Raw genomic sequence first — 22,319 nt, forward strand, 5'->3', positions numbered from 1 at the left:
GTGGCGGGCCGGCCGCGAAAGCCTGTACGGCCGATGCGACACTCCCGTTTGCGCAACAGTCTTCTCAGCGGCGTGCGATCAGCAAGCAAAGCTCGCGCAGGTCGCGATCGTATGTGCCGCCGCTCCCGAGCACGTCGACGCAGCGCTTCTTCATCCGTATCAACTGGGTGCTGGACATCTGCGCGACAACGCTCACGCCAGGAGTCCCGGGTGTTCCAGGAGTCGCGGGTGTGCCAGCAAGGGTCCCGCCGCCGACGCCTACACCGACGCCGACCCCGGTCGTCCCACCAACATTGGCACTCACACCCGCTGCAACGAGGCCGGTGCCGCCTACATTTGCGCCTGCGCCAGCAGTGATACCGCCGGTGCCGCCGGCATTGGCGCCCAGCCCGGCCGTGACGCCACGAGTGCCGCCGAGATTGGCACCCAGGCCAGCCGTGACCCCACGAGTGCCGCCGACATTGGCGCCCAGGCCAGCCGTGACGCCACGAGTGCCGCCGACATTGGCGCCGGCACCAGCGCTAATGCCCCTGCTGCCGCCGATCGATGCACCGGCGCCGGCATTCACCCCGCTTCGGCCGCCGATCGAAGCGCCGACACCCGCGATAATGCGTTTCTTGCCGCCTATCGATGCGCCGGCTCCCGTATTTACCCCGCTGCTACCGCCGATCGAAGCGCCGACTCCCGCATTGACGCCGCCACTGCCGCCGATCGAGGCGCCGAGACCGGCGTTTACACCGCCTCGGCCGCCAACCGATGCGCCGGCGCCGACGCTAATGCCGCCTGCGCTGGAGGGAAAAGAAAGAGATAAAACAAGTGCACCACAGGCCAAAGCTGCGGCGAAACTGTTAACGACGTTTGCCATGACACTCTCCTTTGGTAATTACCCCACAGCAGCAGTTTCAATTTTGCTACTTTAGCAATAACGAACCCAGAGAGTGTTTGAATCGCTCACACGAAACAATGTTTGCGGTCGTGACTTACGGGTAGAAAAATATTCCGAATCAATTTGAAAGAATTTGAATACATCCTTGGGCAGGAAGACCCGGCCGCCGACAGTTCGTTTGCGCCGCCGTCGCCTACTGTGGACAGAAAGTCCGCGCCGTGGCCCCGAACGCCAACGCGAGGCCCAAAACCCTCGAAAATCTAAGTGTTGAACTTGTGACATGGGTTGTGACATAGACATGTCACGGTGAACGAAGCCAGCGGGTATGGCGGAATTGGTAGACGCACCAGATTTAGGTTCTGGCGTGAGAGCGTGGGGGTTCGAGTCCCTCTACCCGCACCACTGCTCCCCTCGAACAGTGGATCAAGGTTCCAGTACCGGAAGGCGTTGGGGGTCGCGGTGGCGCTTTCCCAATTCTAATCCGGGCCAATACTAATAGAGCGGTTCCTCGAACAGCGTCTTGTCGCCGTCCATCAGCGCCTTGATCTGCGCGGCGCCATCGGTTGCGATTGCGACGCGGACGCCGAACGGCCGCACCCGCATGTCGTTCTGGATCGCCATCCCCTCGCCTTCCGGCAGATAGAGGCGCTCGATGCCGTAATTCGGCGCGATCGTCGTAGCTGCGCTGAGATCCCACCCTTCTGACACATGCCCGACGATATCGACTTCATCGGATGCTGCCGGTGCCGGCGCTTGCCCGAACCAGGCCGTGGTCGCGCCCCAATAGCCGTCGGAGCCCCGTCTCAGCCTGACCACGATCGGCGTATCGTCGCTCGTCAGCTTGCCGGTCGGAATGTTGGCGATCAGCTTCACCGGCAGGCGCGAAATATCATAGCTGAGTATAATGTAGTCGCCGCGCAGCAGATCGCGCGGGTCGATCGGTTCGACCCTCAGCAGCACCTGCTCGCCGTCGCGCAGGATCGCCGCCCGGCCGGCGATGATCCACATCAGGAAGCCGATCTGGACGAGTGCCAGCACCAGCGCTGAAATGATCAGTTTTTTGCCGGTCATCATGCCGCTGCTCCTTCTACGCTCGGGAGCCTCATGCGCTTCTCCACGCGGAGGATGACAAGGGCAAGCAGGCCAAGAAGCATAGCGGCTGCAAGGAAGAAGCCTGCCGTGTCGAGCATCGACTGCAGCATCACCACATAGATGATGGCGAGTTCGAAGGCGAAGCCGGCATAGGCAACCCAGCGCAAGCCCCTGCTCTCGCGGCCGCCCAGCACGATTGCCGCGACAATGCCGGCAAGCGCAATGGCCGAGGCAATGCCGAAGCCGCTGTTATTGCTTTCACCAGCCAGTTCGAACTGGATCATCGCCAGGCCGGTGAGAAACCCAATCAGCGCATGCAAGGGCAGACGGCCGCCAAGCTGCAATATCCGGTCGACGGGCTCGGCAGCGAAGATGGCAGCCGCGAAAAGCAGCGCCGACACGACAATGAGCGGGATGGCGACCTGCAGCGTTTCGTATTCCGTAAACAACAGCACGAGATAAAAGATGACCGACAGGACGATCAGATGCCGCGCCGCCTGGCTGCGGGTCCAGAACGAAATGGCGAACAACACGATCGCCATGGCGACGAACAGGTGCGGAAATTCCGAGCGCCTGAAATAGTCGAAGCCTCTCAGGAACAGCCACGCGTCGGCAATGCCGACAGAAGCGACGGTCAGCGGGTTCGAGCGCAGCGCAACTGCCGCCAGGGCGGTGCCCGCGCCCCAGGTGATCAAGGCCGACGCTTCATCACCGGACAAATGGTACATCTGGCCGATCAGCGCGATCGATCCGCCAAATGCCGCTGCGGCGACGATCCAGAATGCCTCGCCGATTGCAGCATGGTCGCGTGTCTTCAGCACGGCGCCGCCGACATAGCCGGCGAAGATGATGGCGAAGAGCCCAGCCACCCGCGCCAGCCGCGGGATCGCTTCCCAGTTGGCGGCGACGAAGATCAGCACGGCCGCACCAAAAAGCAGCGCCGCCATCATCGCCAAGATCGAACCGAAGCTCAGTGAATTGCGCCCATTGGCGTCGACGTCGCGCGTCAGCGCGTCGGCCGTCGAGGCGTCGATCAGGCCGGCCTGCAGCCATCGTGCGATATCGGCCCTGACCCGCGACGAATAGCTCGCCATGCCTTTCTCCTCCAGCTTGGTCGTTTCTTCAGCCGACCCGGACAAGCCGTTGACGCTACGGCATTTTCCGATTCGGGCCAATCTATGTCGAAGACGAGAATTGCCGGTGATTGTGCATTGCACAATTTGCATTGCTGCCATGCACCAATAGCGCTTTTAAATCGATATGACCCGACCTATCTTCTGGTCGTACACAAAGACGGAATGATCCGGAAGAAAGACGAAACGAGAATACCATGAACCTGATCCGCAACTACCGCAACTGGCGCCGCTACCGGGACACTGTTTCCGAGCTGAGCCGCCTGAGCACCCGTGAACTGACCGACCTCGGCATCAGCCGCAGCGACATCCACTACGTCGCCCGCAAGGCGGTCTAATCCTCTTCGGACCGCAAATGGTCCGAACCAGTTTGACTTGAAAAGAGAACGATAATGAACCTGATCCGCAACTATCGTAACTGGCGCGTTTATCGCTCGACGGTTACCGAGCTGGGTCGCCTTTCGAACCGCCAGCTGCATGATCTCGGCATCGTCCGCGAAGAGATCAAGAGCATCGCCCGCAAGGCGATCTAGTCAGAATTTCGCCAGGGTCGACCTCCTCCCCGACCCTGACGGATACGGTCAGCCTTCACCTCCTCCCGAGGGTTGACCACAAAAACGGCGCCCGCCGCACCTCCTCCCGCGGCGGGCGCTGTTTCCCCCAGGGCGAAGCGATTTCGTCCAAAAGGGTTTCGCCCCCTTCCATCAGGCGAAAGGAATTTCGTCAAAGCCGACCTCCTCCCCGGCGATGGCGAATACGGTCGATCTTCACCTCCTCCCGAGGATCGACCAGCAAAACGACACCCGCCGGATCCTCCCCCGGCGGGTGTTGTTGTTTTTCAGGCTCGACGCACACTCTGAGAATCGTTCTGGGAATTCGTCCTGGCGGGGAAGTCCCTGTCGTCAGTCGAGCGCACCGCTTTCCAGCACACCTCGCTTCTTCCACTGGCTCAGCGGAAAAATGTCCGGTGCGCCACCCATCGGCGCATACCAGGAATCCACCACCCACTCGGTGCCCCTGCGGTCGCTGATCACCGCCGTCCAATGGGGATAGCGCCCGTCGACAAACAAGCCTCGCGAGGCCTTGTCCTCGACCTTGTGGAACCTGAGCAATTTTCGCTCGGCAAGATAGGCCAGCAGCGCATGGGTATTGGTCGATTCGTCGACACAATCCATCTGGCCCCTGATGCGCGATGCGCCGAATTCCGACTGCGGCAGATCGCGAATACCGGTGGCCCGGAAAATGCGCTGCTCGAAATAGCGAACAGCCTTCGAAATGGCGGCTCGCTCGGCTTGGGGCGAACCGGCGCCGGCACGCAGGATAGAGCGGAAACGCGCGCCGTCACCGGGGCCAAGCGCCAGCATCGTGCGATAGTTGCAACTGTAGCCGTGGCAGATGGGGATCCGCTTGGAAGCCGTCGCAGCCAGTTCGCCGGCGGCGGCTGATCCGCCCACGGCGATCACGACTGTCAGAAATGTCGCTCTGGCAAAGATCCCAAGCATCCCGTCCATTCTCCGACAGTAGACGATTGCCGCGCTTGGCGGCAACAACGCGGCCGGCTCGCGTAATTGCAATCGCAGCTACAAAGGATTATTTCGGCGCTCATGAACAAGAATCCCATTCACGTCGTCGGCGGTGGCCTGGCCGGTTCTGAAGCCGCTTGGCAGGCGGCCGAAGCCGGCGTTCCCGTCGTGCTGCATGAAATGCGCCCCATCCGCGGCACCGATGCGCACAAGACGGATGGATTGGCCGAACTCGTCTGTTCCAATTCCTTCCGCTCCGACGATGCGCAGACCAACGCCGTCGGCCTGCTGCACGCCGAAATGCGGCTGGCCGGTTCGCTGATCATGAGCGCCGGCGACGCGCACCAGGTGCCGGCCGGCGGTGCGCTGGCTGTCGACCGCGACGGGTTTTCCGGAGCGGTGACAAAAAAGCTCGAAGCGCACCCGCTCATCACCATCCAGCGCGAGGAAGTTCCAGGCCTGCCGCCGGCGGATTGGGACCAGGCGATCATCGCCACCGGCCCGCTGACCGCACCTGGGCTCGCCCAATCGATCGCGGAGGTGACCGGGGCCGATGCGCTCGCCTTCTTCGACGCCATCGCGCCGATCGTCCATTTCGACACGATCGACATGGACATCTGCTGGTTCCAGTCGCGCTACGACAAGGTCGGACCTGGCGGCACCGGCAAGGATTACATCAACTGTCCGATGGACAAGGAGCAATATCTTGCCTTCGTGCAGGCGCTTGTCGACGGCCAAAAGACCGAATTCAAGCAATGGGAAGGCACGCCCTATTTCGACGGCTGCCTGCCGATCGAGATCATGGCCGAGCGCGGCGTCGAGACGCTGCGCCATGGGCCGATGAAGCCGATGGGGCTGACCAATGCGCACAATCCGTCGGTAAAGGCCTATGCCGTCGTGCAGCTTCGCCAGGACAATGCGCTGGGCACGCTCTACAACATGGTCGGTTTCCAGACCAAGCTGAAGCACGCCGAGCAGGTGCGCGTGTTCCGCACCATCCCGGGCCTCGAAAACGCCGAGTTTGCCCGCCTCGGCGGCCTGCACCGCAACACCTATATCAATTCGCCGACGTTGCTTGACCGATCGCTGCAGTTGAAATCACGGCCCGGCCTGCGCTTCGCCGGCCAGATCACCGGCTGCGAGGGCTATGTCGAAAGTGCCGCCATCGGCCTGCTTGCCGGGCGCTTTGCCGCCGCCGAGCGGTTGGGCCACGCGCCGGCGCTGCCGCCGATGACCACAGCCTTTGGCGCGCTGCTCAACCATATTACCGGCGGTCACATCGTTTCCGACGACGAGCCAGGAAAGCGCTCATTCCAGCCGATGAACATCAATTTCGGCTTGTTCCCTCCGGTGGAAGCGACGAAAGCCGAGGGAAAACGCCTGCGCGGCAAGGACAAGATCGTCGCCAAGCGGCGTGCTGTTACATCGCGTGCGTTGGATGATTGCCGGCAATGGCTAGGGCTGCCTTCGCGGGCGGAAGCAGCGGAGTAGCCTTTTCCGGTCTTGTCGATCAGTTGATCGGAGGTAGGATATTATCCTACCTCGCCACAGGGAGCAATTCCATGGAGCCCGCCGAGAAACTGTCCGTCACCGTCACGCCCGCCATGGCGCGCATGATCCGCGAAAAAGTCGAGGATGGTACCTTTGGTTCGGCGAGCGAGGTGATCCGCGCAGCACTTCGTGCCTTCCAGCGCGAGGAGGAAGAGCATGCCGAGCGGTAAAGGCATCGATCGAGGATACAAGGCCCGCTGTTTCGCTCGAAGAAGCAATCGACAGGGTAAAGAGCCGGATTTCACAACGCGAGCGAGACAATGATGATACAGCGTCTCGCCGTCGCTCTTAGCGAAGAAGCTATTGCCGATCTCGAAGCGATGGCTGCCTACATCCTTGAGAGCAGCGGCAGCGAAAGCATCGCAAATGGTTTTGTCGATCGGATTAGATTAAACAACGCTGCCAGAGCATCGGCAATGCGCCTCGTGGTGGCCGGTCGGGCGATGACATTGCGCCGGGCTTGCGGACAGTGCCGTTCGAGCACTCTGCCATCATCGCTTACGTTGTCGATGACGAACTCGTCCGCATCGTCAACATCTTCTATGGCGGTCGCGACTATGAGGCGCTGATGCGCGATGGCGGATCGAGCGACCCATCGTGACAGAAGTCTACGGCTGCCGTGATAGTTCCAGCTTTCCGGATTCCTTCATCCTTGGCAGCCTTCAGGCGTCCGGCCAGCCTCGCGTCGCGCGGCGCAACAACAGAAAATGCCGGCGCCAGGCCGAGAGCCGCGCCACCCCGTTCAGAGGTGACTGACGAGAACTTTCCATCTTGCCGAGATAGGCGCGCGACAAGGCCAGCGGCAAAAATGCTGGTCTGAGCGAATCCGGCAACGACGCTGCGCCCTGCTCGAATGCTGCAAGATGTTCTTGCGCCAGCGCGATCATCGCGGCGACGGCGCGTTTTGCTCCAGGCCCGTCATCGCCCGCAACGAACTCCTCGGAAGATGATCCTGCCGCGGCCAGAATGTCGGCCGGGACAAAGCATTGCCCACGCTTGCGATGCAATGGCAGCAGCAGCAAAAGGCCGGTCATCGCTTGTGCGCAACCTGCCCTGCCCGCAAGTTCGGCGAAACGCGGCGCTTCGACGGGATCGAGCACCATTGCTGCAAGCTGGATGAGCGCCGCTGCTGTCTCGCCGCAATAGCCTTCCAGATCGGTGCGTGACGGCATGGGGTCGTCATAGAGATCGAAAATACGGGCTTCGAGCATGTTCTCGAAGGCGGGCTTCGGCAGGTGATGGGCGGAAATCGTCGCCTTCAACGCGTCGGCGACGGGATGGCCTGTGCCTACCCCGGCGTCCTCGGCGGCGATGACATCGCGCCACCATTGCAGTCGCACCTCGCCGGGCAGTGCCTCGCGGATACGGTCGCGAATGCCTGATATCTCGGCATTGAAGGCATAGAGCGAAAATAGCGCGTCACGCTTGTCCTCGGGCGCATAGAGCGCGCAAACATAGCGATCATGATCGGCGGCGCGCACCGTTTCCATGACGATTTTGGCGTTTTCGCTCACGTCACTCGACGGCAATCAGCGCGGCGGCCACCGCACGGTTTTCCGCCAGGAGAACATTGTAGGTCCGCACGGCAGCACCAGTCGACATCGGATCGGCCGCAATGCCCGCCGCCTTCAGCGCAGCACGCAGCGCCGCCGGCAACGGCCTGAGATCCTTGCCGGCGCCGACCAGCAGGATCTCGACCTGGTCAGCCTCGTTGAGCAACTTGGCGAAATCCGCCGCCGTCAGCGCCAGGGGATCAGCCGGCTCCCAGCCATAGATGCCCGACGGCAGGCACAGGAGCGAGCCGCGATGCGACATGTCGGCGAACCGAAACCCGCCATTGCCGTAGGCCTCGATCGGCGCACGGCCGGGGAAATGCGCCTCACGGATGACAATGCCTTTGGTCATCGCGCTGGCCGCCCGTCAGGTTGCTATGGCTTTGCCGCCGCTCACCGGCTTCTCCACATCGGCCGTCGCGGTTTCCGGCCGCAGCTTGAACAGGATGAGCAATGGCGCGGCGATGAAGATCGACGAATAGGTTCCGAAGACGACGCCGAACAGCATCGCCAGCGTGAACGAGCGGATCACCTCGCCGCCGAACAGCACCAGCGCCAGCAGCGCGAGCATCGTCGTCACCGAGGTCAGCGTCGTTCGCGACAGCGTCTCGTTGATGGCGTTGTTCAACAATTGCGGCAGCGGCATCCTCTTGTATTTTCGCAAGTCTTCGCGAACACGGTCATAGACGACGATCGTGTCATTGAGCGAGTAGCCGATGATGGTGAGTATCGCCGCAAGCGACGATTGGTTGAATTCGAGACCGGTGATGACAAAGAAGCCGATGGTCATGACCACATCGTGGACCGTGGCGATGATGGCGCCGACCGCGAACTGCCATTCGAAGCGGAACCAGACATAGACCAGGATTCCGAGCAGCGCGATCAGCATGGCGATGGTGCCTTGCTTGGCAAGCTCGCCGGAGACCGTCGGTCCCACCACTTCGACGCGGCGGAAATCGTAATGGTCCTGCAACTCGCCACGCACCTTGTCGATGACGGTCTGTTCGGCGTTCTCGCCGCCCTCCTGCGTGCCGACGCGAATCAAGACGTCGTTCGGGTCGCCGAACTGCTGCACCTGCACTTCGCCGATATTGAGTTCCGAAAGCCTGCCGCGGATGTCGGCAATATCGGCGGTGCCATCCTTGGCCTGGACCTCGATCAGCGACCCGCCCTTGAAGTCGATGCCGTAATTGATGTCGACGGTCATGAACAGCACGACCGCCAGGATCGACAGCACGCTGGACAGCGCGAATGTCCAGCGGCGGATGCCCATGAACGGAATTCGCGTGCCCGGCGGGACGAAGGTCACCGGCGCGCGCGGCAATTCCTTCGGGCGGGCGCGGCGAAGCCAGATCGACACCAGCAGGCGGGTGAAGGTGAAGGCGGTGAAGACGGTGGTCAGAATGCCGATGGCGAAAGTTACGGCAAAGCCCTTCACCGGGCCGGTCCCGAGCCAGAACAGCACCACGGTCGCGATCAGCGAGGTGACGTTCGAATCGACGATGGTCGCCAGCGCTTTGGAAAAACCCGTGTCGATCGCCTGGATTACCGAGCGACCGTTTCGTCGCTCCTCGCGGATGCGCTCGTAGATGAGAACGTTTGAATCGACTGCCATGCCGATGGTCAGCACGATGCCGGCGATGCCGGGCAATGTCAGTGTCGCGCCAAGCAATGACAACAACCCGATGATCATCGCGACATGCACCGCCAGCGCGATGTTGGCAATGAAGCCGAGAAAGCCATAGGCCACGAACATGAACACGACGACGAGGATGGAGCCGATCACGCCGGCAACCTTGCCGGCGTGAATGGAATCTTCGCCGAGCCCAGGACCTACCGTGCGCTCTTCGATCACCGTCAGCGTCGCCGGCAGCGCGCCGGCACGCAACAGCACGGCGAGATCGTTGGCGCTCTCGGCGGTGAAATTGCCTGAGATCTGGCCGCTGCCGCCAAGGATCGGTTCGCGGATCTGCGGCGCCGAAATCACCTGATTGTCGAGGATGATGGCAAACAGCTTGCCGACATTCTGCGAGGTGGCCTGGCCGAAACGCGCCGCCCCCTTGGAATCGAAGGTGAACGAAACCACCGGCTCATTGGTCTGGGAATTGTACGTCGCCTGCGCATCGACGAGACTTTCGCCAGAAACGATGACGCGGTTCTCGATCAGATAGGGAACCGGCGGATCATCCTGCGAATACAACACCGAGGATCCGGCCGGCGGACGACCGTTGAGCGCGTCCTGCACCGGCATCGACTGGTCGACCATCTGGAAGGTCAGCTTGGCGGTCTGGCCTAGAATGTCCTTCAGCCGTTGCGGATCCTGCAGGCCCGGCACCTGGACCAGAATGCGGTCGTCGCCTTGGCGTTGCACGATCGGCTCGGTGGTGCCGAGTTCGTTGACGCGGCGCTCGACGACTTCGAGCGACTGCGCCAGCGCCGTCGACGTGCGATACTTGATGCCGGCATCGGTGAAGGCGAATTTGAGCAGGCCGGGCTCGGTATCATCCAGCGACATTTCCTGGACGGAGCCGCCGCTGAACAGGCCGGCGGCCACCGGGTCGGTCAATGTCTTCAGCGCCGTCTTGGCGGCTTCGACCTGACCGGGATCTGTGATGCGGACCTGCACGGCCCGGCCTGATCCGGCAAGGCCGGTATAACCGATCTTGGCATCGCGCAGCCGCGTCCTGATTTCGTCGCGCGTCGTCTCCAGCCGATCCTTGATCAGATCGTTCGGATCCATCCTGAGCAGGATATGCGAGCCGCCCTGCAGATCGAGGCCGAGCGTCATCTGGCGCTTCGGAACCCAGTCGGGAAGCTTGGCGAGCGTGCTTGCCGAAAAAAGATTGGGCGCAGCCAGGATCACTGTGGCGGCCACGGCCAGCCAGATCAGGATCATCTTGAAGCGCGAGAAATAGAGCATATGGCGTCGTCCGTCACGGCATTCGGGCGGATCGTTCCGCCTGGAATTGGGTTATTTCTAGGCGCTCTGGTTCGCCACTGGCTCGCCGTGGTCCGCACAAAGGTTGATGTCGAGCACAAGGCAGTTCACTTTGATGCTGCCATCGGGCTTTCTTCAACTATTGTCAATCTTGCCGTCATGGGAGCAGCGCGCAATGGCATCACGAGATCGTTGGCGCCCCGTGATACCGGCGGCCAGCCAGATCAGGTTCGTCCTGAAGCGCGAAAATTCAGCAAATGGCGTTTGTCGGTCTGGGTGTTTCCGCAGATCGTTCGCCGACAATCGGTTTATTTCTTGGCGTTCTGGTTCGCCACTGGCTCGCCCTTGACGCGCACATCGGCGATCGTCGAGCGCAGCGCCGTTACCTTGGTGCCACCGCCGAGATCGATCTCGAGCTCGTTGTCATCGATGACCTTGGTCACCTTGCCGACGAAACCGCCGCCAGTGACGACCGTATCGCCGCGGCGCACCGCCGCCAGCATCTCGCCGCGCTTCTTCAACTGCGTGCGCTGCGGCCGGATGATCAGAAAATACATGATCACGAAAATCAGGACAAACGGCAAAATGCTGATGAACATATCCGGGGAGGTGCCGACGCCTTGGGCATATGCCGGTGTCACGAACATCGAAGTACTCCTGAATTTTGAAAAACAGCCGCCAAACGGGTAATTTGGCGGCCCCGTGAAATTTGGCCGGAATATAGTCGGTAAAGTTGCCAATGCAACTGCGGCCGAGCATTTCAGCTGCTTTTCCGGCTGGTTGAGCCGTGTTAGAGCATGGTCCCGAATTATGGAGCGCGGTTCTCGAAAAAGATCGTGCCCTAACAAAAGGTTGGAGCCGGTTCCGGAACCGCCGGAATCAATAGGTTCCGTTGCTTCGTGAATGCAAAAACAAAAGACAAGAATGACCGACAGCACCATCGAAGCCCTGAACAGGAAGCTCGACCGCCTGATCGAGGCGGTCGCCCGCCTCGCCCCGCCTCCGGTGCCGGAAACCGATCTCGGCGGGGCCGACTGCTTTGTCTGGCAGGCTGATCCTGGCTATCTGGAGCCGGTGCGCAAGGTCAACCGCGTCGACATCGGTTTGATCCGCGGCGTCGACCGCGTCCGCGACATACTGGTCGACAACACCGAGCGTTTCGCCTCCGGTTACGCAGCCAACAACGTGCTGTTGTGGGGCGCCCGCGGCATGGGAAAATCCTCGCTGGTCAAGGCCGTGCATGCGGCGGTCAACGCATCGGCAAAGCTGGACCTGCCACTCAAGCTCATCGAGATCCACCGCGAGGACATCGACACGCTGCCGAAGCTGATGGCGCTGCTGAAGGCAGCGCCTTACCGTTTTATCCTGTTTTGCGACGACCTCTCATTCGACCACGACGACACGTCCTACAAGTCGCTGAAGGCGGCGCTCGAAGGCGGAGTCGAGGGCCGCCCGGCCAATGTGATCTTCTACGCCACGTCGAACCGGCGCCACCTTTTGCCGCGCGACATGATCGACAACGAGCGCTCGACCGCCATCAACCCGTCGGAAGCGGTCGAGGAAAAAGTCTCGCTCTCCGACCGTTTCGGCCTCTGGCTCGGCTTCCACAAATGCTCGCAGGACGAGTATCTCGACATGATCGATGGATATGTCCGCCATCACGGACTTGCCATCGATCCCGAGACGCTGCGCGCCGAGGCGCTGGAATGGGCGACGACGCGCGGCAGCCGTTCGGGCCGCGTGGCCTGGCAGTACACCCAGGATCTGGCAGGCCGGCTCGGCAAGTCGCTCCAGGATTAGACCATGATCCCGAACCGAAGGTCAGCGTAGCAAAAAGTGGAGCCCGGTTTTCGGACAAGATCATGGTCCGGAAACGCCCCTGAAAAAGCCCGCCCCTTGCGGAGCGGGCTGAGCCGGCGGGCCGGACTGGAGGTCAGGCGGCCCGCAATCGCTTTTCTTGTTCTATTCAAGATAGGTCGAAGGATCGACTTTCTTTATTCAAGATAGGTCGAAGGATCGACCGGCGCCGAATTCTTGCGCACTTCGAAATGCAGTTTCGGCGAGTCGGTGGTGCCGCTCATGCCGGACTGCGCGATTTCCTGGCCGCGCTTGACCTTCTGGCCGCGCTGGACCTCTATCGAACGGGCGTGACCATAGACTGTGACCAAACCGTTCTCGTGGCGCACCAGCACCGTATTGCCGAATTCCTTGAGGCCATCGCCGGCATAGATGACGACGCCATTCTCGGCCGCCTTGACTGGCGTTCCTTCCGGCACGGCGATGTCGACACCATCCTTGCCGCCGCCGAAACTGGAGATCACGCGGCCGCGCACCGGCCAGCGCATCTTGCCGATACCGGTGGCGTTCGGCGCGACCGCGTCGTCGTCCTCGGCCTGCTGGATGACCTTTTCCTTCTTCGGCGGCGTGTAGGCGGCGAGCGTTTCCGACGGCGTCGTCTTCGCCGCAGGCGGGGTGGTGGCAGTCGTTACCGGATCGACCTTTGCCGGCTTGGCGTTGGCAACTGTCGCGGTTCCGCCGGCCGGCACCTTCAATGTCTGGCCGATCTTGAGCAGACCGTCCTGCATGCCGTTCGCCTGCTTCAACGCAACCACGCCGACGCCGGTCTTCCTGGCGATGGCCGACAGCGTATCACCCTGTTGCACGGTGTAGGCGCCACCGGCACCAGCCGCCTTGGGTGCGGCGTCCTTCGGCTGGCTTGCTGCGGCCGATGCATCCACCTGCGCGGTGGACTTGCCCTCCTTGAGCTTGGGCTGTTGCGGCAGCACGGCGACCATCTCCGGCGCCTTGGCCGGCACATCGTGTTTGGTGTCGTTCGCAGGCTTGGCGCCGGCAAGCTTAGGCGCCGGTTTCTTGCTCGAATAGGCATAGGCCGGGATGACGATCTTTTGGCCGGTCTTCAGCCCGTTGGTCGCGCTTAGCCCATTGACCTTCATCAGGGCGTCGGCGGGCACGCCGTAGCGCCGCGACAGGCCGGAAATGGTCTCGCCGTCCTTGACGATGATCTCGGCTGCACGCGGTTCGCCGCCCGCCGTCGCCATGCGCGGAGCGTCGGGCTGTGACTCTTTGAACGGCTTTGCCACGATTCCGGTCGCAGTCCGGTCGACCCGGGGAGCGGCTGGCGCCGAAGCGGTGCGAGCCGGACTGGCGGCGGGCGCCGACGCGGTAGCCGGCTGCGCCTGGTCGACCGGCGGCAATTGCTGCGTTGTGACCGGTTCGAGGCTTGAACGGCTTACCGACTGGGTGTGGCTGCCGTCGAGCGGCGCGGCCGAAACCGCGGCGGCATCGCCGGGATAGGGCTGGGCGGCGTCCTGCTTGTCGATGATGGCGCGCTGGTTGTTTGTCGACGACGTGAAGACATCGTCGACGCTGTTGAACCGCGAGACCTGGGAACTGCATCCCGCCGTCGTGCCCACAACCATCAGGACGGCGATACCCCGCGCCAGGTTGCGTCCGTTTGCCTTCAAAATACTGAATTGCATCGCATTTACCCGCAGATACCCGGTACAGACTGACCGTGATTAAAGCGCGTTAATGTTACCGGCCGGTTAAACCTCTAGAATCAGACGCAAATTTTCTTAAAATATTTAAAGCTGCATTGGACGGGCCTGATTGAGCTGAGGCAAGCCGGAGACGGACCAGACAGGTGAGTTGCGGGCATCACCTGAATATCGACAGGTCCTAGATGACGGCGGCCACGCTGCGCAGGATCGGCTGCAGGCGTACGAGACCGATGTCCTCGCGTTCGAAGCGGCTGCCGACCTTGGTCAGCTTGGCCAGCACCTGCTCGCCCTCCTCGGGTCCGATCGGGGCGATGACGATGCCGCCGCTCGACAATTGATCGAGCAGGAAGCGCGGCAGGCTGTCGAAGGCCGCCCACGCGACGATACGGTCGAACGGCGCTTCATTGGCCAGTCCGTTGGAGCCGTCCGCCTGGCGCACGATGACATTGCCGATGCCGAGCGCCTCGAAGCGCTGTTTGGCCTGCTCGACCAGCGTCTTGTAGCGATCGATTGTGACGACGCGCGCGGCGAGCCGCGACATCACCGCCGCCGTGTAGCCCGACCCGGTGCCGATCTCGAGCACCCGGTTGCCCGGCTCGATGGCAAGTGCTGCGATCACCGCAGCCTGCAGGTCGGCGCCCTCGATCGCCTCGCCGCATTCGATCGGTAGCATGCGGTCCGACCAGGCGATCGGATGGAACTGTGCGGAAAGGAAGCCGCGCCGCGGCGTCGCCTCGAAGGCGGCGATCAGCGCCTTCGGCACCACGCCCTTGCCGCGCAGGCGGAGCAGGAAAGCGGCGAAGCCTTCGCGGTCATCGGCCGTCGGACCATGGTTCAGGTTCATGCGAGCGCCTTGGTCAGTTGATCGCGAATTTCATGCGCCGTGAGATCGAGCTGCAGCGGCGTCACCGACACCAGCCGGTTGCGCATGGCATGGAGATCAGTGCCTTGCTTGCCCTCGACCGGCTCGCGGCCGAAGCGCAGCCAATAATAGGGAAGCCCGCGGCCGTCGCGGCGCTCGTCGACCCACAGGCTGTGGACGAGCTTGCCTTGCGAGGTGACCACCGTGCCGGCGATCTCTTCGGGAAGGCAATTCGGAAAATTGACGTTGAGCAGCACGCCATCCGGCAGCGGCATGGCGACCAGTTTTTTGAGCAGCGCCGGCGCCAGCGCCTCGGCGGTCTCGTAAGGAACGACGCGATCCTCGCCGAGATAGGAATAAGCCTGGCTGAGCGCGATCGAGCGCACGCCGAGCAGCGCGCCTTCCATGGCGCCAGCAACGGTGCCCGAATAGGTGACGTCGTCGGCGATGTTGGCGCCGGAATTGACCCCGGACAGGATCAGGTCCGGTGCTGCGGGCAGGATTTTTTTCACGCCCATGATGACGCAGTCGGTCGGCGTGCCGCGCACGGCAAAGTGCTTTTCGCCGATCCTTCTCAGGCGCAGCGGCTCCGAGATCGACAGCGAATGCGCATAGCCCGACTGGTCCTGCTCCGGCGCCACCACCCAGACATCGTCCGACAGCGTGCGGGCGATGCGTTCAAGCGATGCAAGGCCCTCGGCATGGATGCCGTCATCATTGGTCAGGAGAATGCGCATTATTTCGATTCGATCTTTTCCAGACCGCCCATGTAAGGCCGAAGCGCTTCAGGAATGGTTACGCTGCCATCCTCATTCTGGTAGTTTTCGATGACAGCAATAAGGGCGCGGCCGACCGCGGTGCCGGAACCATTCAGCGTGTGGACGAAGCGGTTGCCCTTGCCGTCCTTGTCCTTGTAGCGGGCATCCATGCGCCGCGCCTGGAAATCGCCACAAACCGAGCAGGACGAAATCTCGCGATAAGCGTTCTGGCCCGGCAGCCAGACCTCGATGTCATAGGTCTTGCGGGCGCCAAAGCCCATGTCGCCGGTGCACAGCGTCACTGTGCGGAACGGCAGGGCCAGCCGCTTCAGCACTTCCTCGGCGCATTCGGTCATCCGCTCGTGCTCGGCAAGCGAGGTGTCCTGGTCGGTGATCGACACCAGTTCGACCTTGTAGAACTGGTGCTGGCGCAGCATGCCGCGCGTGTCGCGCCCGGCCGAGCCCGCTTCCGAACGGAAGCACGGCGTCAGCGCGGTATAGCGCAGCGGCAATTTTTCATGCGGCGTGATCTCTTCGCGCACGAGGTTGGTCAGTGGCACTTCGGCGGTCGGGATGAGCCAACGCCTATCGTAGGGATCAGACATATCGAGCGCAGCTGCGAACTTTTTCGCTAGATCATGCAGCGGAGAGTCAAACTTCGTTTCGGCAACCAAATCACGAAAGTGGTCAAGTTTTAGCTGGTGCGAAAATAGCTGAGTCGCCGCAAATAGATCCGATTCAAACTTCGGCAACTGCCCGGTCCCGAACATTGCTTCGTTCTTTACCATCAGCGGCGGCTGGATCTCCTCGTAGCCATGCTCGGTCGTATGCAGGTCCAGCATGAACTGGCCGAGCGCGCGCTCCATCCGTGCCAGTCCGCCCTTGAGCACCGTGAACCGCGAACCGGACAGTTTCGCCGCCCGTTCGAAATCCATCATCCCGAGCGCTTCGCCGACCTCGAAGTGCTCCTTCACCCAGTTCGGGCGCGTCGGCACCTCGCCGACGATGCGCTTGACGGTATTGTCGTGCTCGTCCTTGCCGACCGGCACATCGTCGAGCGGCACGTTGGGCAGCACCGCCAATGCGTCGTTCAGCGCCTTGTCGAGCTCGCGTTCGCGCGCCTCGCCGTTCTGGATGAAGGCCTTGATCTCGCCAACCTCGGCTTTCAGTCTTTCGGCAAGGGCGGCGTCGCCCGAGCGCATGGCGTTGCCGATTTCTCTCGAGGCGGCGTTGCGGCGCTCCTGCCGGGTCTGCAGCTCGGTCAGATGTTCGCGCCGCGCCTCGTCCCTGGCGATCAGATCATCGACCGTGGACTGCGCCTCCGCAGCTGGCCACGAGCGCTTCTGAAGCGCCTCGACAAGGGCCATCGGATTGTCGCGAATCCATTTGATGTCAAGCATAATTTCCTCGGCGGGCTTGTCGCAGCGCAGCGGTCCTGGGACAACAATATGCCCAAAAACAAAGACCAAAAACTGCATCGTGTTTTAGGTCAGAGGGCGTAAACCGCATCTTCGATTGATGCAAGATGTGAAGGCCGAGTTCCTTCGCGCCCTCCGAGTGGGCGCTGTCCCGCAGATTTAGATGATAGGGCTACCTGCCAGATCCATTTATGTCGACGACGCGTCCGCCGGCTTTTCGGCTGCCGCTTCCGCAGCCTCCTGCTTCTCGCGCGCCAGACGTTCCCGTTCCTTGCTGCGCTCGATCAGCCGGGCCGACCAGATCGAGACCTCGTAGAGAAGGATGGTGGGAACGGCCAGACCGATCTGGCTTATCGGGTCGGGCGGCGTCAGAATAGCCGCGACGACGAAGGCGATGACGATCGCCCATTTGCGCTTTTCGACCAGCGCCTCGGACGACAGCATGCCCACCCGCGTCATCAGGCTGGTTACCACCGGCAGCTGGAACACCAGCCCGAAGGAGAAGATCAGCGTCATGATCAGGCTGAGATATTCCGACACCTTCGGCAGCAGCGAAATCTGCACCTGGTCGTCGGTGCCGGCCTGCTGCATGGCGAGGAAGAACCACATCACCATCGGCGTGAAGAAGAAATAGACCAGCGACGCGCCCATCAGGAACAGGATCGGCGAAGCGATCAGGAACGGCAGGAAGGCGTTGCGTTCATTCTTGTAGAGACCGGGCGCGATGAATTTGTAGATCTGGGTGGCGATCAGCGGAAAGGCGATCACCATGCCGCCGAACATCGCCAGCTTGACCTGGGTGAAGAAGAATTCCTGCGGCGCCGTGTAGATCAGCTCGACCTTGTGCGGGTCGAGCCCTGCCCATTGCGTCGCCCATTTGAACGGGATGACCAGCAGGTTGAACAACTGCTTGGCGAAGAAGAAGCAGAACAGGAAGGCGACGAAGAACCCGCCGATCGACCACATCAGCCGCCGGCGCAACTCGATCAGATGCTCCATCAGCGGAGCCGCCGACTTGTCGATCTCGTCCTTTTCCGAAATGCTCACTTGGCGGCTCCCGCCGTCTTTTTGGCGGCTGCGGCCGGCTTCTTCACCGTTGCCGGTGCGGGCTTCGGCTCGGCCTTTTTAGCCGCGGTCTTTGTCACAGCAGGTTTTGCCGCTGGCTTCGCTGCGGCCTTGGAGGCCGGCATCGCTTTCGCTGGCGCGGCCTCCGTCTTCGCCGCCGAGGCCTTTGGCGATGCGGCCGGCGCCGCCGTCGCGACAGGCGGTGTCACCGAACCATCGGTCATCGCCGGAAAGGTCGGCGCCGCCGGCGCCGCTTCCGGGGCATCGACGCCCGGCAGCACCGTCGCGCCATTGTTCAGTTCGGTATCCTGCGGCGTCGAAGCAGCCGGCGCGACCGGGTCTGCGGCCGGCTTCGGCTTCATCACCGCGTCGACGCCTGAACGGACGTCGGCCGCCGCCTGCTCGAACGGGTTGAGCTGTTTCCTGATCTCGGCGGCCGGGTTGAGACTTCTGAGTGAATCGACCGACTTCTTGACGTCGTCAAGCTCGGCCTCCTTCAGCGCATCGTTGAACTGTTTCTGGAAGTCGGCTGCCATGCCGCGCATCTTCGCCGTCGTGCGGCCAAAAGTGCGCAGCATCTTGGGCAAATCCTTGGGCCCGACGACCACGATCATGACGATCGCGATCACCAGCATCTCGGTCCAGCCGATGTCGAACATGGCGATACGTTCCGACTAAAGTTTTGGGCTCAGCTCTTGCTGGCCTTTTCCTTCGCTGCCGAAACGGTTTCGTCGGCACGGTGCTCGACGGTGCGCTTGTCCTCGGCAACCTCGTCGTCGGCGATGCCCTTCTTGAAGCTCTTGATACCCTTGGCCATGTCACCCATCAGCTCGGGAATCTTGCCGCGACCGAACACCAGCAGCACGATCACCAGCACGATCAGCCAATGCCAAATCGAAAATGAACCCATAACAATCTCTCTCGAAAGTTTTCTCTGACGATGATCTATGCGCTTTCGCGCCGGGATTCAAACACAACCGCGACAGAGTTTATAAATGAGTGGCCGAAGTCACGCAGTTTCGGCGCCTCAGCCCGCTACCAATCGGCGCAGTCGTAAATACCATCGCTTTCGGCACGTCGCTTGCGGTCAATCTTCCTCGACACGCGGCGTCAACAGGCCGAGTTCCTCAAGGTCGATGTCGGTCAGCGGATCCTCGTCATCGGTCAGCACGTCCGGGTCGGCCGGCGGCATCGGAATGGAAAAATTCGACGGCATGCGGCCCGAAAGCAGCCCGGCACCCTTCAATTCCTCCATGCCTGGGAGATCGCGGATCTCCTCCAACGCGAAATGGTCGAGGAAGATGTCGGTGGTGCCGTAGGTGACGGGACGGCCGGGCGTGCGGCGCCGGCCGCGCATCTTCACCCATTCGGTCTCCATCAGCGTGTCCAGCGTGCCCTTCGAGGTCTCGACGCCTCTGATATCCTCGATCTCGGCGCGCGTCACCGGCTGGTGGTAGGCGATGATCGCCAGCACTTCGAGCGCCGCACGGGACAGCTTCTTCTGCTGCACCGTGTCGCGGCTCATCAGGAAAGCGAGATCGCCGGCGGTGCGGAACGCCCAGGCATCGCCAACGCGCACCAGATTGACGCCGCGCCGGGCATAAATCTGCTGCAGTTCAGCCATCGCCGCGGCAATATTGATGCCGTCGGGCAGGCGCCCGGCAAGCTGCTTTTCGCTGACCGGTTCGGCGCTGGCGAAAACGATCGCCTCGGCCATGCGCACGGCCTCTGCCATATGCAGCCGCTCGCCGGGATTCTGGGACAAGTTCTGGGCCTGACTTTCTGCTGGCACCTCGGCGAGCACGCCGTCTTCGGTCTCGTCGTCGACCTTGAACGGAATGACCGAAGCGTTGGTGCGCTCGCTCATGATGCCACCTCAACTGCCCTGATGCCTTGCGCACGACCGCGCAGATAGAGCGGCGCGAACACGTCGTCCTGCCGCATTTCCATTTTGCCTTCGCGCACCAGTTCCAGCGTCGCCGCAAACGAACTGGCAATCGCGGTACGCCGCTCGTCCGGGTCGGTCAGATATTCGACCAGGAAACGGTCCAGCGCCGTCCAGTCGGCAAGCGTGCCGATCAGCCTGTTCAGGATGTCGCGCGCATCCTTAAGCGACCACACACCGCGCCTGGCGATCGTCACATTGGTGATCGCCTGCTTCTGGCGTTGCGCCGCATAGGCGGTCAGCAGATCGTAGAGCGAGGCCGAATAGGCGTTGCGTTTCTCGACGATGACCATTTCCGGCATGCCGCGGGCGAACACGTCGCGCCCGAGCCGGTTGCGATTGACCAGGCGTGCCGCCGCGTCGCGCATCGCTTCCAGCCGCTTCAACCGGAATTGCAGCACCGCCGCCAGTTCCTCGCCGCTTTCACCGTCGTCGCCGGGTTGCTTGGGGATCAAGAGCTTCGACTTGAGAAACGCCAGCCACGCCGCCATCACCAGATAGTCGGCGGCAAGCTCCAGCCTGAGCGCCCTCACCTTTTCGACGAAGGCCAGATATTGCTCGGCCAGCGCCAGGATCGAGATGCGCGACAGATCGACCTTCTGGTTGCGGGCAAGATGCAGCAGAAGATCGAGCGGGCCCTCGAAACCGTCGACATCGACGACCAGCGCGGGATCGCCGGTCAGCCGCGAATCGTCGTTCTCGGCCCAAAGACGGTCCATCGGTGCGGCCTTGCCGGCCTTGCTGTCCAACGTTTCCGCCACGTCCTGTCGCTTCCTTTGCTTCTAACTTCGTGTTTGACCGTGATCTGTTCCGAAAAACCGGCTCCCACCGTTCGGGATCATGGTCTAGGCCACCGCATCGAAATAGGTGGCGAATTCGGCGCGTATCTCGGTTTCATCAGCCCGATCGCGGTTCTTGATATAGGTCAGCGCCCGTTGCGCGCGTTGCAGCGACGTGCCTTCAAGCCCCGTTGTGCGCGACGCAATGCCGACCATCTCCTCGAAAACGCCGTTGCAGTGAAGGACCAGATCGCAGCCCGCCGCAAGGATCGCCGCCGCCTTTGTCGGGAAATCCCCAGAAAGTGCCTTCATCGAGGTGTCGTCGCTCATCAGCAGCCCGTCGAAACCGATTTCGCCGCGGATGATCTCGTCGATGACCTTGCCGGAGGTGGTGGCCGGGTTCTTCGGGTCGATCGCGCTGTAGACGACATGCGCCGTCATCGCCATCGGCAAATGATTGAGCTCCCTGAACGGGGCGAAATCATGCCGCTGCAAGTCGCTCATCGAGGCATCGACGGTCGGCAGTTCGAAATGCGTGTCGGCAAAGGCCCGTCCATGCCCGGGAATATGCTTCATCACCGGCAGCACGCCTCCCGACATCAGGCCCTCCGCCGCGGCGCGGCCCAGTTCGATGACGGCACGAGGCTCCTTGCCATAGGCGCGCGCGCCGATGACGTCGCTGGCGCCCTCGATCGGCACGTCGAGCACCGGCAGGCAATCAGCCGTGATGCCGTAGCGCAGCAGGTCGAAAGCATGCAGCCGCGCCATCAGCCATGCTGCGCGGTTGCCGGCATCGTGGTCGTTGCGCCACAAGGCGCCGAGCGCGCCACCGGCCGGATAATTCGGTGCCAGCGGCGGCCGCAGGCGCTGCACACGGCCGCCTTCCTGGTCGATGAACACCGGGGCGTCCGGGCGCTCGACACAATCGCGCATCGCGGCGACCAGATCGCGGATCTGCTCGGCCTCGCCGATGTTGCGGGCAAACAGGATGAATCCCCACGGGCATTCGCTGCGATAGAACCTGATTTCGTCGCGTGTGAGCGATTTCCCGGCGCAGCCAAGGATCATAGATTTTGATTCGGTCATGGGCGGGAGTTTAGAGCTTCACGCAGACAAAGGGAATCGCATCGAGCCACATCGCTCGAGCCGGAATCCCTTCCACACAAGGAACTCCTTCCACCATAGAAAACCGGGGGGGGGGGGGGGGGGGGCGGGGGGGTGTGGTGGTGGGGGGGGGGGGGGGGGGGGGGTGTGGGGGGGGGGGCGGGGGGGGGGGGGGGGCCGGGGGGGGGGGG

23 protein-coding genes, 1 tRNA gene and 3 pseudogenes are annotated in these 22,319 nt (G+C 62.3%); 7 read left to right on the forward strand and 20 right to left on the reverse strand.

What is annotated here, in order from left to right; genetic code table 11:
• Positions 1-64: 64 nt before the first annotated feature.
• Entirely contained in the window at positions 65-865 is an 801-nt protein-coding gene (locus AC0L2A_RS18045) for a hypothetical protein (RefSeq protein WP_473609908.1), read from the reverse strand.
• A 340-nt stretch (positions 866-1,205) separates the two neighbouring features.
• Here AC0L2A_RS18045 and AC0L2A_RS18050 point away from each other — a divergent pair.
• Positions 1,206-1,288: transfer RNA gene (locus AC0L2A_RS18050), tRNA-Leu, on the forward strand.
• A 90-nt stretch (positions 1,289-1,378) separates the two neighbouring features.
• Here the strand turns inward: AC0L2A_RS18050 and AC0L2A_RS18055 are convergent.
• Both AC0L2A_RS18055 and AC0L2A_RS18060 read right to left on the reverse strand, forming a co-directional pair.
• Entirely contained in the window at positions 1,379-1,960 is a 582-nt protein-coding gene (locus AC0L2A_RS18055) for a GDYXXLXY domain-containing protein (RefSeq protein ID WP_091596950.1), read from the reverse strand.
• Complete coding sequence (locus tag AC0L2A_RS18060; protein ID WP_473609909.1) at positions 1,957-3,072, reverse strand: DUF2157 domain-containing protein; 1,116 nt, start codon at positions 3,070-3,072, stop codon at positions 1,957-1,959. The genes AC0L2A_RS18055 and AC0L2A_RS18060 overlap by 4 nt, the downstream gene beginning before the upstream one ends.
• 236 nt (positions 3,073-3,308) lie before the next feature.
• On the opposite strand from AC0L2A_RS18060, the gene AC0L2A_RS18065 reads away from it, so the two are divergent.
• Both AC0L2A_RS18065 and AC0L2A_RS18070 read left to right on the forward strand, forming a co-directional pair.
• Positions 3,309-3,449: a DUF1127 domain-containing protein gene (locus tag AC0L2A_RS18065; protein WP_091596947.1), complete on the forward strand. Its 141-nt coding sequence runs from the start codon at positions 3,309-3,311 to the stop codon at positions 3,447-3,449.
• A 54-nt stretch (positions 3,450-3,503) separates the two neighbouring features.
• Positions 3,504-3,644 (forward strand): DUF1127 domain-containing protein, encoded by a 141-nt coding sequence (locus tag AC0L2A_RS18070; protein ID WP_023802557.1) that lies wholly within the window; start codon positions 3,504-3,506, stop codon positions 3,642-3,644.
• A gap of 369 nt (positions 3,645-4,013) precedes the next feature.
• On the opposite strand, the gene AC0L2A_RS18075 is transcribed toward AC0L2A_RS18070, so the two are convergent.
• Positions 4,014-4,613 carry a hypothetical protein gene (locus AC0L2A_RS18075; protein WP_236473774.1) on the reverse strand — a complete coding sequence of 200 codons (600 nt, stop codon included), beginning with the start codon at positions 4,611-4,613 and terminating at the stop codon, positions 4,014-4,016.
• A 102-nt stretch (positions 4,614-4,715) separates the two neighbouring features.
• Between AC0L2A_RS18075 and trmFO the strand changes: the two genes are divergently transcribed.
• From trmFO to AC0L2A_RS18090, 3 genes and pseudogenes are all read left to right on the forward strand, one after another.
• A complete protein-coding gene (gene trmFO, locus AC0L2A_RS18080; RefSeq protein ID WP_473609911.1) occupies positions 4,716-6,125 on the forward strand; it encodes a methylenetetrahydrofolate--tRNA-(uracil(54)-C(5))-methyltransferase (FADH(2)-oxidizing) TrmFO in 1,410 nt (469 codons plus the stop codon).
• 71 nt (positions 6,126-6,196) lie between these two features.
• Positions 6,197-6,355, forward strand: coding sequence for a type II toxin-antitoxin system ParD family antitoxin (locus AC0L2A_RS18085; protein ID WP_473609912.1), 159 nt, complete (start codon positions 6,197-6,199; stop codon positions 6,353-6,355).
• Between the two features lie 93 nt (positions 6,356-6,448).
• Positions 6,449-6,786 (forward strand): annotated as a pseudogene (locus AC0L2A_RS18090) (type II toxin-antitoxin system RelE/ParE family toxin).
• A gap of 61 nt (positions 6,787-6,847) precedes the next feature.
• Here the strand turns inward: AC0L2A_RS18090 and AC0L2A_RS18095 are convergent.
• From AC0L2A_RS18095 to yajC, 4 genes are all read right to left on the reverse strand, one after another.
• The gene (locus tag AC0L2A_RS18095) at positions 6,848-7,699 is read right to left on the reverse strand and encodes a phytoene/squalene synthase family protein (RefSeq protein ID WP_473609913.1); all 852 of its coding nucleotides are present in this window, start codon (positions 7,697-7,699) and stop codon (positions 6,848-6,850) included.
• A gap of 1 nt (position 7,700) precedes the next feature.
• Positions 7,701-8,090: an Mth938-like domain-containing protein gene (locus AC0L2A_RS18100; RefSeq protein ID WP_287058086.1), complete on the reverse strand. Its 390-nt coding sequence runs from the start codon at positions 8,088-8,090 to the stop codon at positions 7,701-7,703.
• A 15-nt stretch (positions 8,091-8,105) separates the two neighbouring features.
• Positions 8,106-10,658, reverse strand: a complete 2,553-nt coding sequence (gene secDF / locus AC0L2A_RS18105; RefSeq protein ID WP_473609915.1) for a protein translocase subunit SecDF — start codon at positions 10,656-10,658, stop codon at positions 8,106-8,108.
• Between the two features lie 326 nt (positions 10,659-10,984).
• Entirely contained in the window at positions 10,985-11,323 is a 339-nt protein-coding gene (yajC, locus tag AC0L2A_RS18110) for a preprotein translocase subunit YajC (protein ID WP_023802565.1), read from the reverse strand.
• A gap of 277 nt (positions 11,324-11,600) precedes the next feature.
• On the opposite strand from yajC, the gene AC0L2A_RS18115 reads away from it, so the two are divergent.
• A complete protein-coding gene (locus AC0L2A_RS18115) occupies positions 11,601-12,476 on the forward strand; it encodes an ATP-binding protein (protein WP_287207575.1) in 876 nt (291 codons plus the stop codon).
• A gap of 194 nt (positions 12,477-12,670) precedes the next feature.
• Here the strand turns inward: AC0L2A_RS18115 and AC0L2A_RS18120 are convergent, their stop codons facing one another.
• The 12 genes and pseudogenes from AC0L2A_RS18120 to AC0L2A_RS18175 form a co-directional block, all read right to left on the reverse strand.
• Positions 12,671-14,176: a peptidoglycan DD-metalloendopeptidase family protein gene (locus AC0L2A_RS18120; RefSeq protein WP_473609916.1), complete on the reverse strand. Its 1,506-nt coding sequence runs from the start codon at positions 14,174-14,176 to the stop codon at positions 12,671-12,673.
• A gap of 199 nt (positions 14,177-14,375) precedes the next feature.
• Complete coding sequence (locus AC0L2A_RS18125) at positions 14,376-15,041, reverse strand: protein-L-isoaspartate(D-aspartate) O-methyltransferase (RefSeq protein WP_027156219.1); 666 nt, start codon at positions 15,039-15,041, stop codon at positions 14,376-14,378.
• Positions 15,038-15,796 carry a 5'/3'-nucleotidase SurE gene (surE, locus tag AC0L2A_RS18130; RefSeq protein WP_473609917.1) on the reverse strand — a complete coding sequence of 253 codons (759 nt, stop codon included), beginning with the start codon at positions 15,794-15,796 and terminating at the stop codon, positions 15,038-15,040. The genes AC0L2A_RS18125 and surE overlap by 4 nt, the downstream gene beginning before the upstream one ends.
• Positions 15,796-16,407 (reverse strand): annotated as a pseudogene (serS, locus tag AC0L2A_RS18135) (serine--tRNA ligase); the annotation flags it as partial. The gene surE and the pseudogene serS, both read right to left, overlap by 1 nt.
• 126 nt (positions 16,408-16,533) lie before the next feature.
• Positions 16,534-17,217, reverse strand: a pseudogene (locus AC0L2A_RS18140) (serine--tRNA ligase); the annotation flags it as partial.
• A 207-nt stretch (positions 17,218-17,424) separates the two neighbouring features.
• Positions 17,425-18,234, reverse strand: a complete 810-nt coding sequence (tatC, locus tag AC0L2A_RS18145; RefSeq protein WP_473609956.1) for a twin-arginine translocase subunit TatC — start codon at positions 18,232-18,234, stop codon at positions 17,425-17,427.
• A 44-nt stretch (positions 18,235-18,278) separates the two neighbouring features.
• Positions 18,279-18,959: a Sec-independent protein translocase protein TatB gene (tatB, locus tag AC0L2A_RS18150; RefSeq protein ID WP_128169972.1), complete on the reverse strand. Its 681-nt coding sequence runs from the start codon at positions 18,957-18,959 to the stop codon at positions 18,279-18,281.
• 29 nt (positions 18,960-18,988) lie between these two features.
• Positions 18,989-19,210, reverse strand: a complete 222-nt coding sequence (locus AC0L2A_RS18155; RefSeq protein ID WP_023802572.1) for a twin-arginine translocase TatA/TatE family subunit — start codon at positions 19,208-19,210, stop codon at positions 18,989-18,991.
• A gap of 177 nt (positions 19,211-19,387) precedes the next feature.
• Positions 19,388-20,167 (reverse strand): SMC-Scp complex subunit ScpB, encoded by a 780-nt coding sequence (scpB, locus tag AC0L2A_RS18160; protein WP_091596919.1) that lies wholly within the window; start codon positions 20,165-20,167, stop codon positions 19,388-19,390.
• A complete protein-coding gene (locus tag AC0L2A_RS18165) occupies positions 20,164-20,964 on the reverse strand; it encodes a segregation and condensation protein A (RefSeq protein WP_023802574.1) in 801 nt (266 codons plus the stop codon). Before AC0L2A_RS18165 ends, scpB begins: the two co-directional genes overlap by 4 nt.
• 126 nt (positions 20,965-21,090) lie before the next feature.
• The gene (nagZ, locus tag AC0L2A_RS18170; RefSeq protein ID WP_473512668.1) at positions 21,091-22,110 is read right to left on the reverse strand and encodes a beta-N-acetylhexosaminidase; all 1,020 of its coding nucleotides are present in this window, start codon (positions 22,108-22,110) and stop codon (positions 21,091-21,093) included.
• 10 nt (positions 22,111-22,120) lie between these two features.
• Positions 22,121-22,319: hypothetical protein (locus tag AC0L2A_RS18175; RefSeq protein WP_473609919.1), on the reverse strand; the 199-nt coding region annotated here is incomplete at its 5' end.

The organism is Mesorhizobium sp. WSM4844, from assembly GCF_055811775.1.

What these genes read in the sequence shown, in the direction of transcription:
- AC0L2A_RS18055 (WP_091596950.1), bottom strand. Translation starts at nt 1,960, where the DNA reads ATGATGACCGGCAAAAAACTGATCATTTCAGCGCTGGTGCTGGCACTC.
- scpB (WP_091596919.1), bottom strand. Translation starts at nt 20,167, where the DNA reads ATGAGCGAGCGCACCAACGCTTCGGTCATTCCGTTCAAGGTCGACGAC.
- AC0L2A_RS18120 (WP_473609916.1), bottom strand. Translation starts at nt 14,176, where the DNA reads ATGCAATTCAGTATTTTGAAGGCAAACGGACGCAACCTGGCGCGGGGT.
- AC0L2A_RS18045 (WP_473609908.1), bottom strand. Translation starts at nt 865, where the DNA reads ATGGCAAACGTCGTTAACAGTTTCGCCGCAGCTTTGGCCTGTGGTGCA.
- secDF (WP_473609915.1), bottom strand. Translation starts at nt 10,658, where the DNA reads ATGCTCTATTTCTCGCGCTTCAAGATGATCCTGATCTGGCTGGCCGTG.
- AC0L2A_RS18060 (WP_473609909.1), bottom strand. Translation starts at nt 3,072, where the DNA reads ATGGCGAGCTATTCGTCGCGGGTCAGGGCCGATATCGCACGATGGCTG.
- tatC (WP_473609956.1), bottom strand. Translation starts at nt 18,234, where the DNA reads ATGGAGCATCTGATCGAGTTGCGCCGGCGGCTGATGTGGTCGATCGGC.
- AC0L2A_RS18100 (WP_287058086.1), bottom strand. Translation starts at nt 8,090, where the DNA reads ATGACCAAAGGCATTGTCATCCGTGAGGCGCATTTCCCCGGCCGTGCG.
- trmFO (WP_473609911.1), top strand. Translation starts at nt 4,716, where the DNA reads ATGAACAAGAATCCCATTCACGTCGTCGGCGGTGGCCTGGCCGGTTCT.
- AC0L2A_RS18070 (WP_023802557.1), top strand. Translation starts at nt 3,504, where the DNA reads ATGAACCTGATCCGCAACTATCGTAACTGGCGCGTTTATCGCTCGACG.
- AC0L2A_RS18155 (WP_023802572.1), bottom strand. Translation starts at nt 19,210, where the DNA reads ATGGGTTCATTTTCGATTTGGCATTGGCTGATCGTGCTGGTGATCGTG.
- tatB (WP_128169972.1), bottom strand. Translation starts at nt 18,959, where the DNA reads ATGTTCGACATCGGCTGGACCGAGATGCTGGTGATCGCGATCGTCATG.
- AC0L2A_RS18115 (WP_287207575.1), top strand. Translation starts at nt 11,601, where the DNA reads ATGACCGACAGCACCATCGAAGCCCTGAACAGGAAGCTCGACCGCCTG.
- AC0L2A_RS18165 (WP_023802574.1), bottom strand. Translation starts at nt 20,964, where the DNA reads ATGGACCGTCTTTGGGCCGAGAACGACGATTCGCGGCTGACCGGCGAT.
- AC0L2A_RS18085 (WP_473609912.1), top strand. Translation starts at nt 6,197, where the DNA reads ATGGAGCCCGCCGAGAAACTGTCCGTCACCGTCACGCCCGCCATGGCG.
- surE (WP_473609917.1), bottom strand. Translation starts at nt 15,796, where the DNA reads ATGCGCATTCTCCTGACCAATGATGACGGCATCCATGCCGAGGGCCTT.
- AC0L2A_RS18075 (WP_236473774.1), bottom strand. Translation starts at nt 4,613, where the DNA reads ATGCTTGGGATCTTTGCCAGAGCGACATTTCTGACAGTCGTGATCGCC.
- AC0L2A_RS18125 (WP_027156219.1), bottom strand. Translation starts at nt 15,041, where the DNA reads ATGAACCTGAACCATGGTCCGACGGCCGATGACCGCGAAGGCTTCGCC.
- yajC (WP_023802565.1), bottom strand. Translation starts at nt 11,323, where the DNA reads ATGTTCGTGACACCGGCATATGCCCAAGGCGTCGGCACCTCCCCGGAT.
- nagZ (WP_473512668.1), bottom strand. Translation starts at nt 22,110, where the DNA reads ATGACCGAATCAAAATCTATGATCCTTGGCTGCGCCGGGAAATCGCTC.
- AC0L2A_RS18065 (WP_091596947.1), top strand. Translation starts at nt 3,309, where the DNA reads ATGAACCTGATCCGCAACTACCGCAACTGGCGCCGCTACCGGGACACT.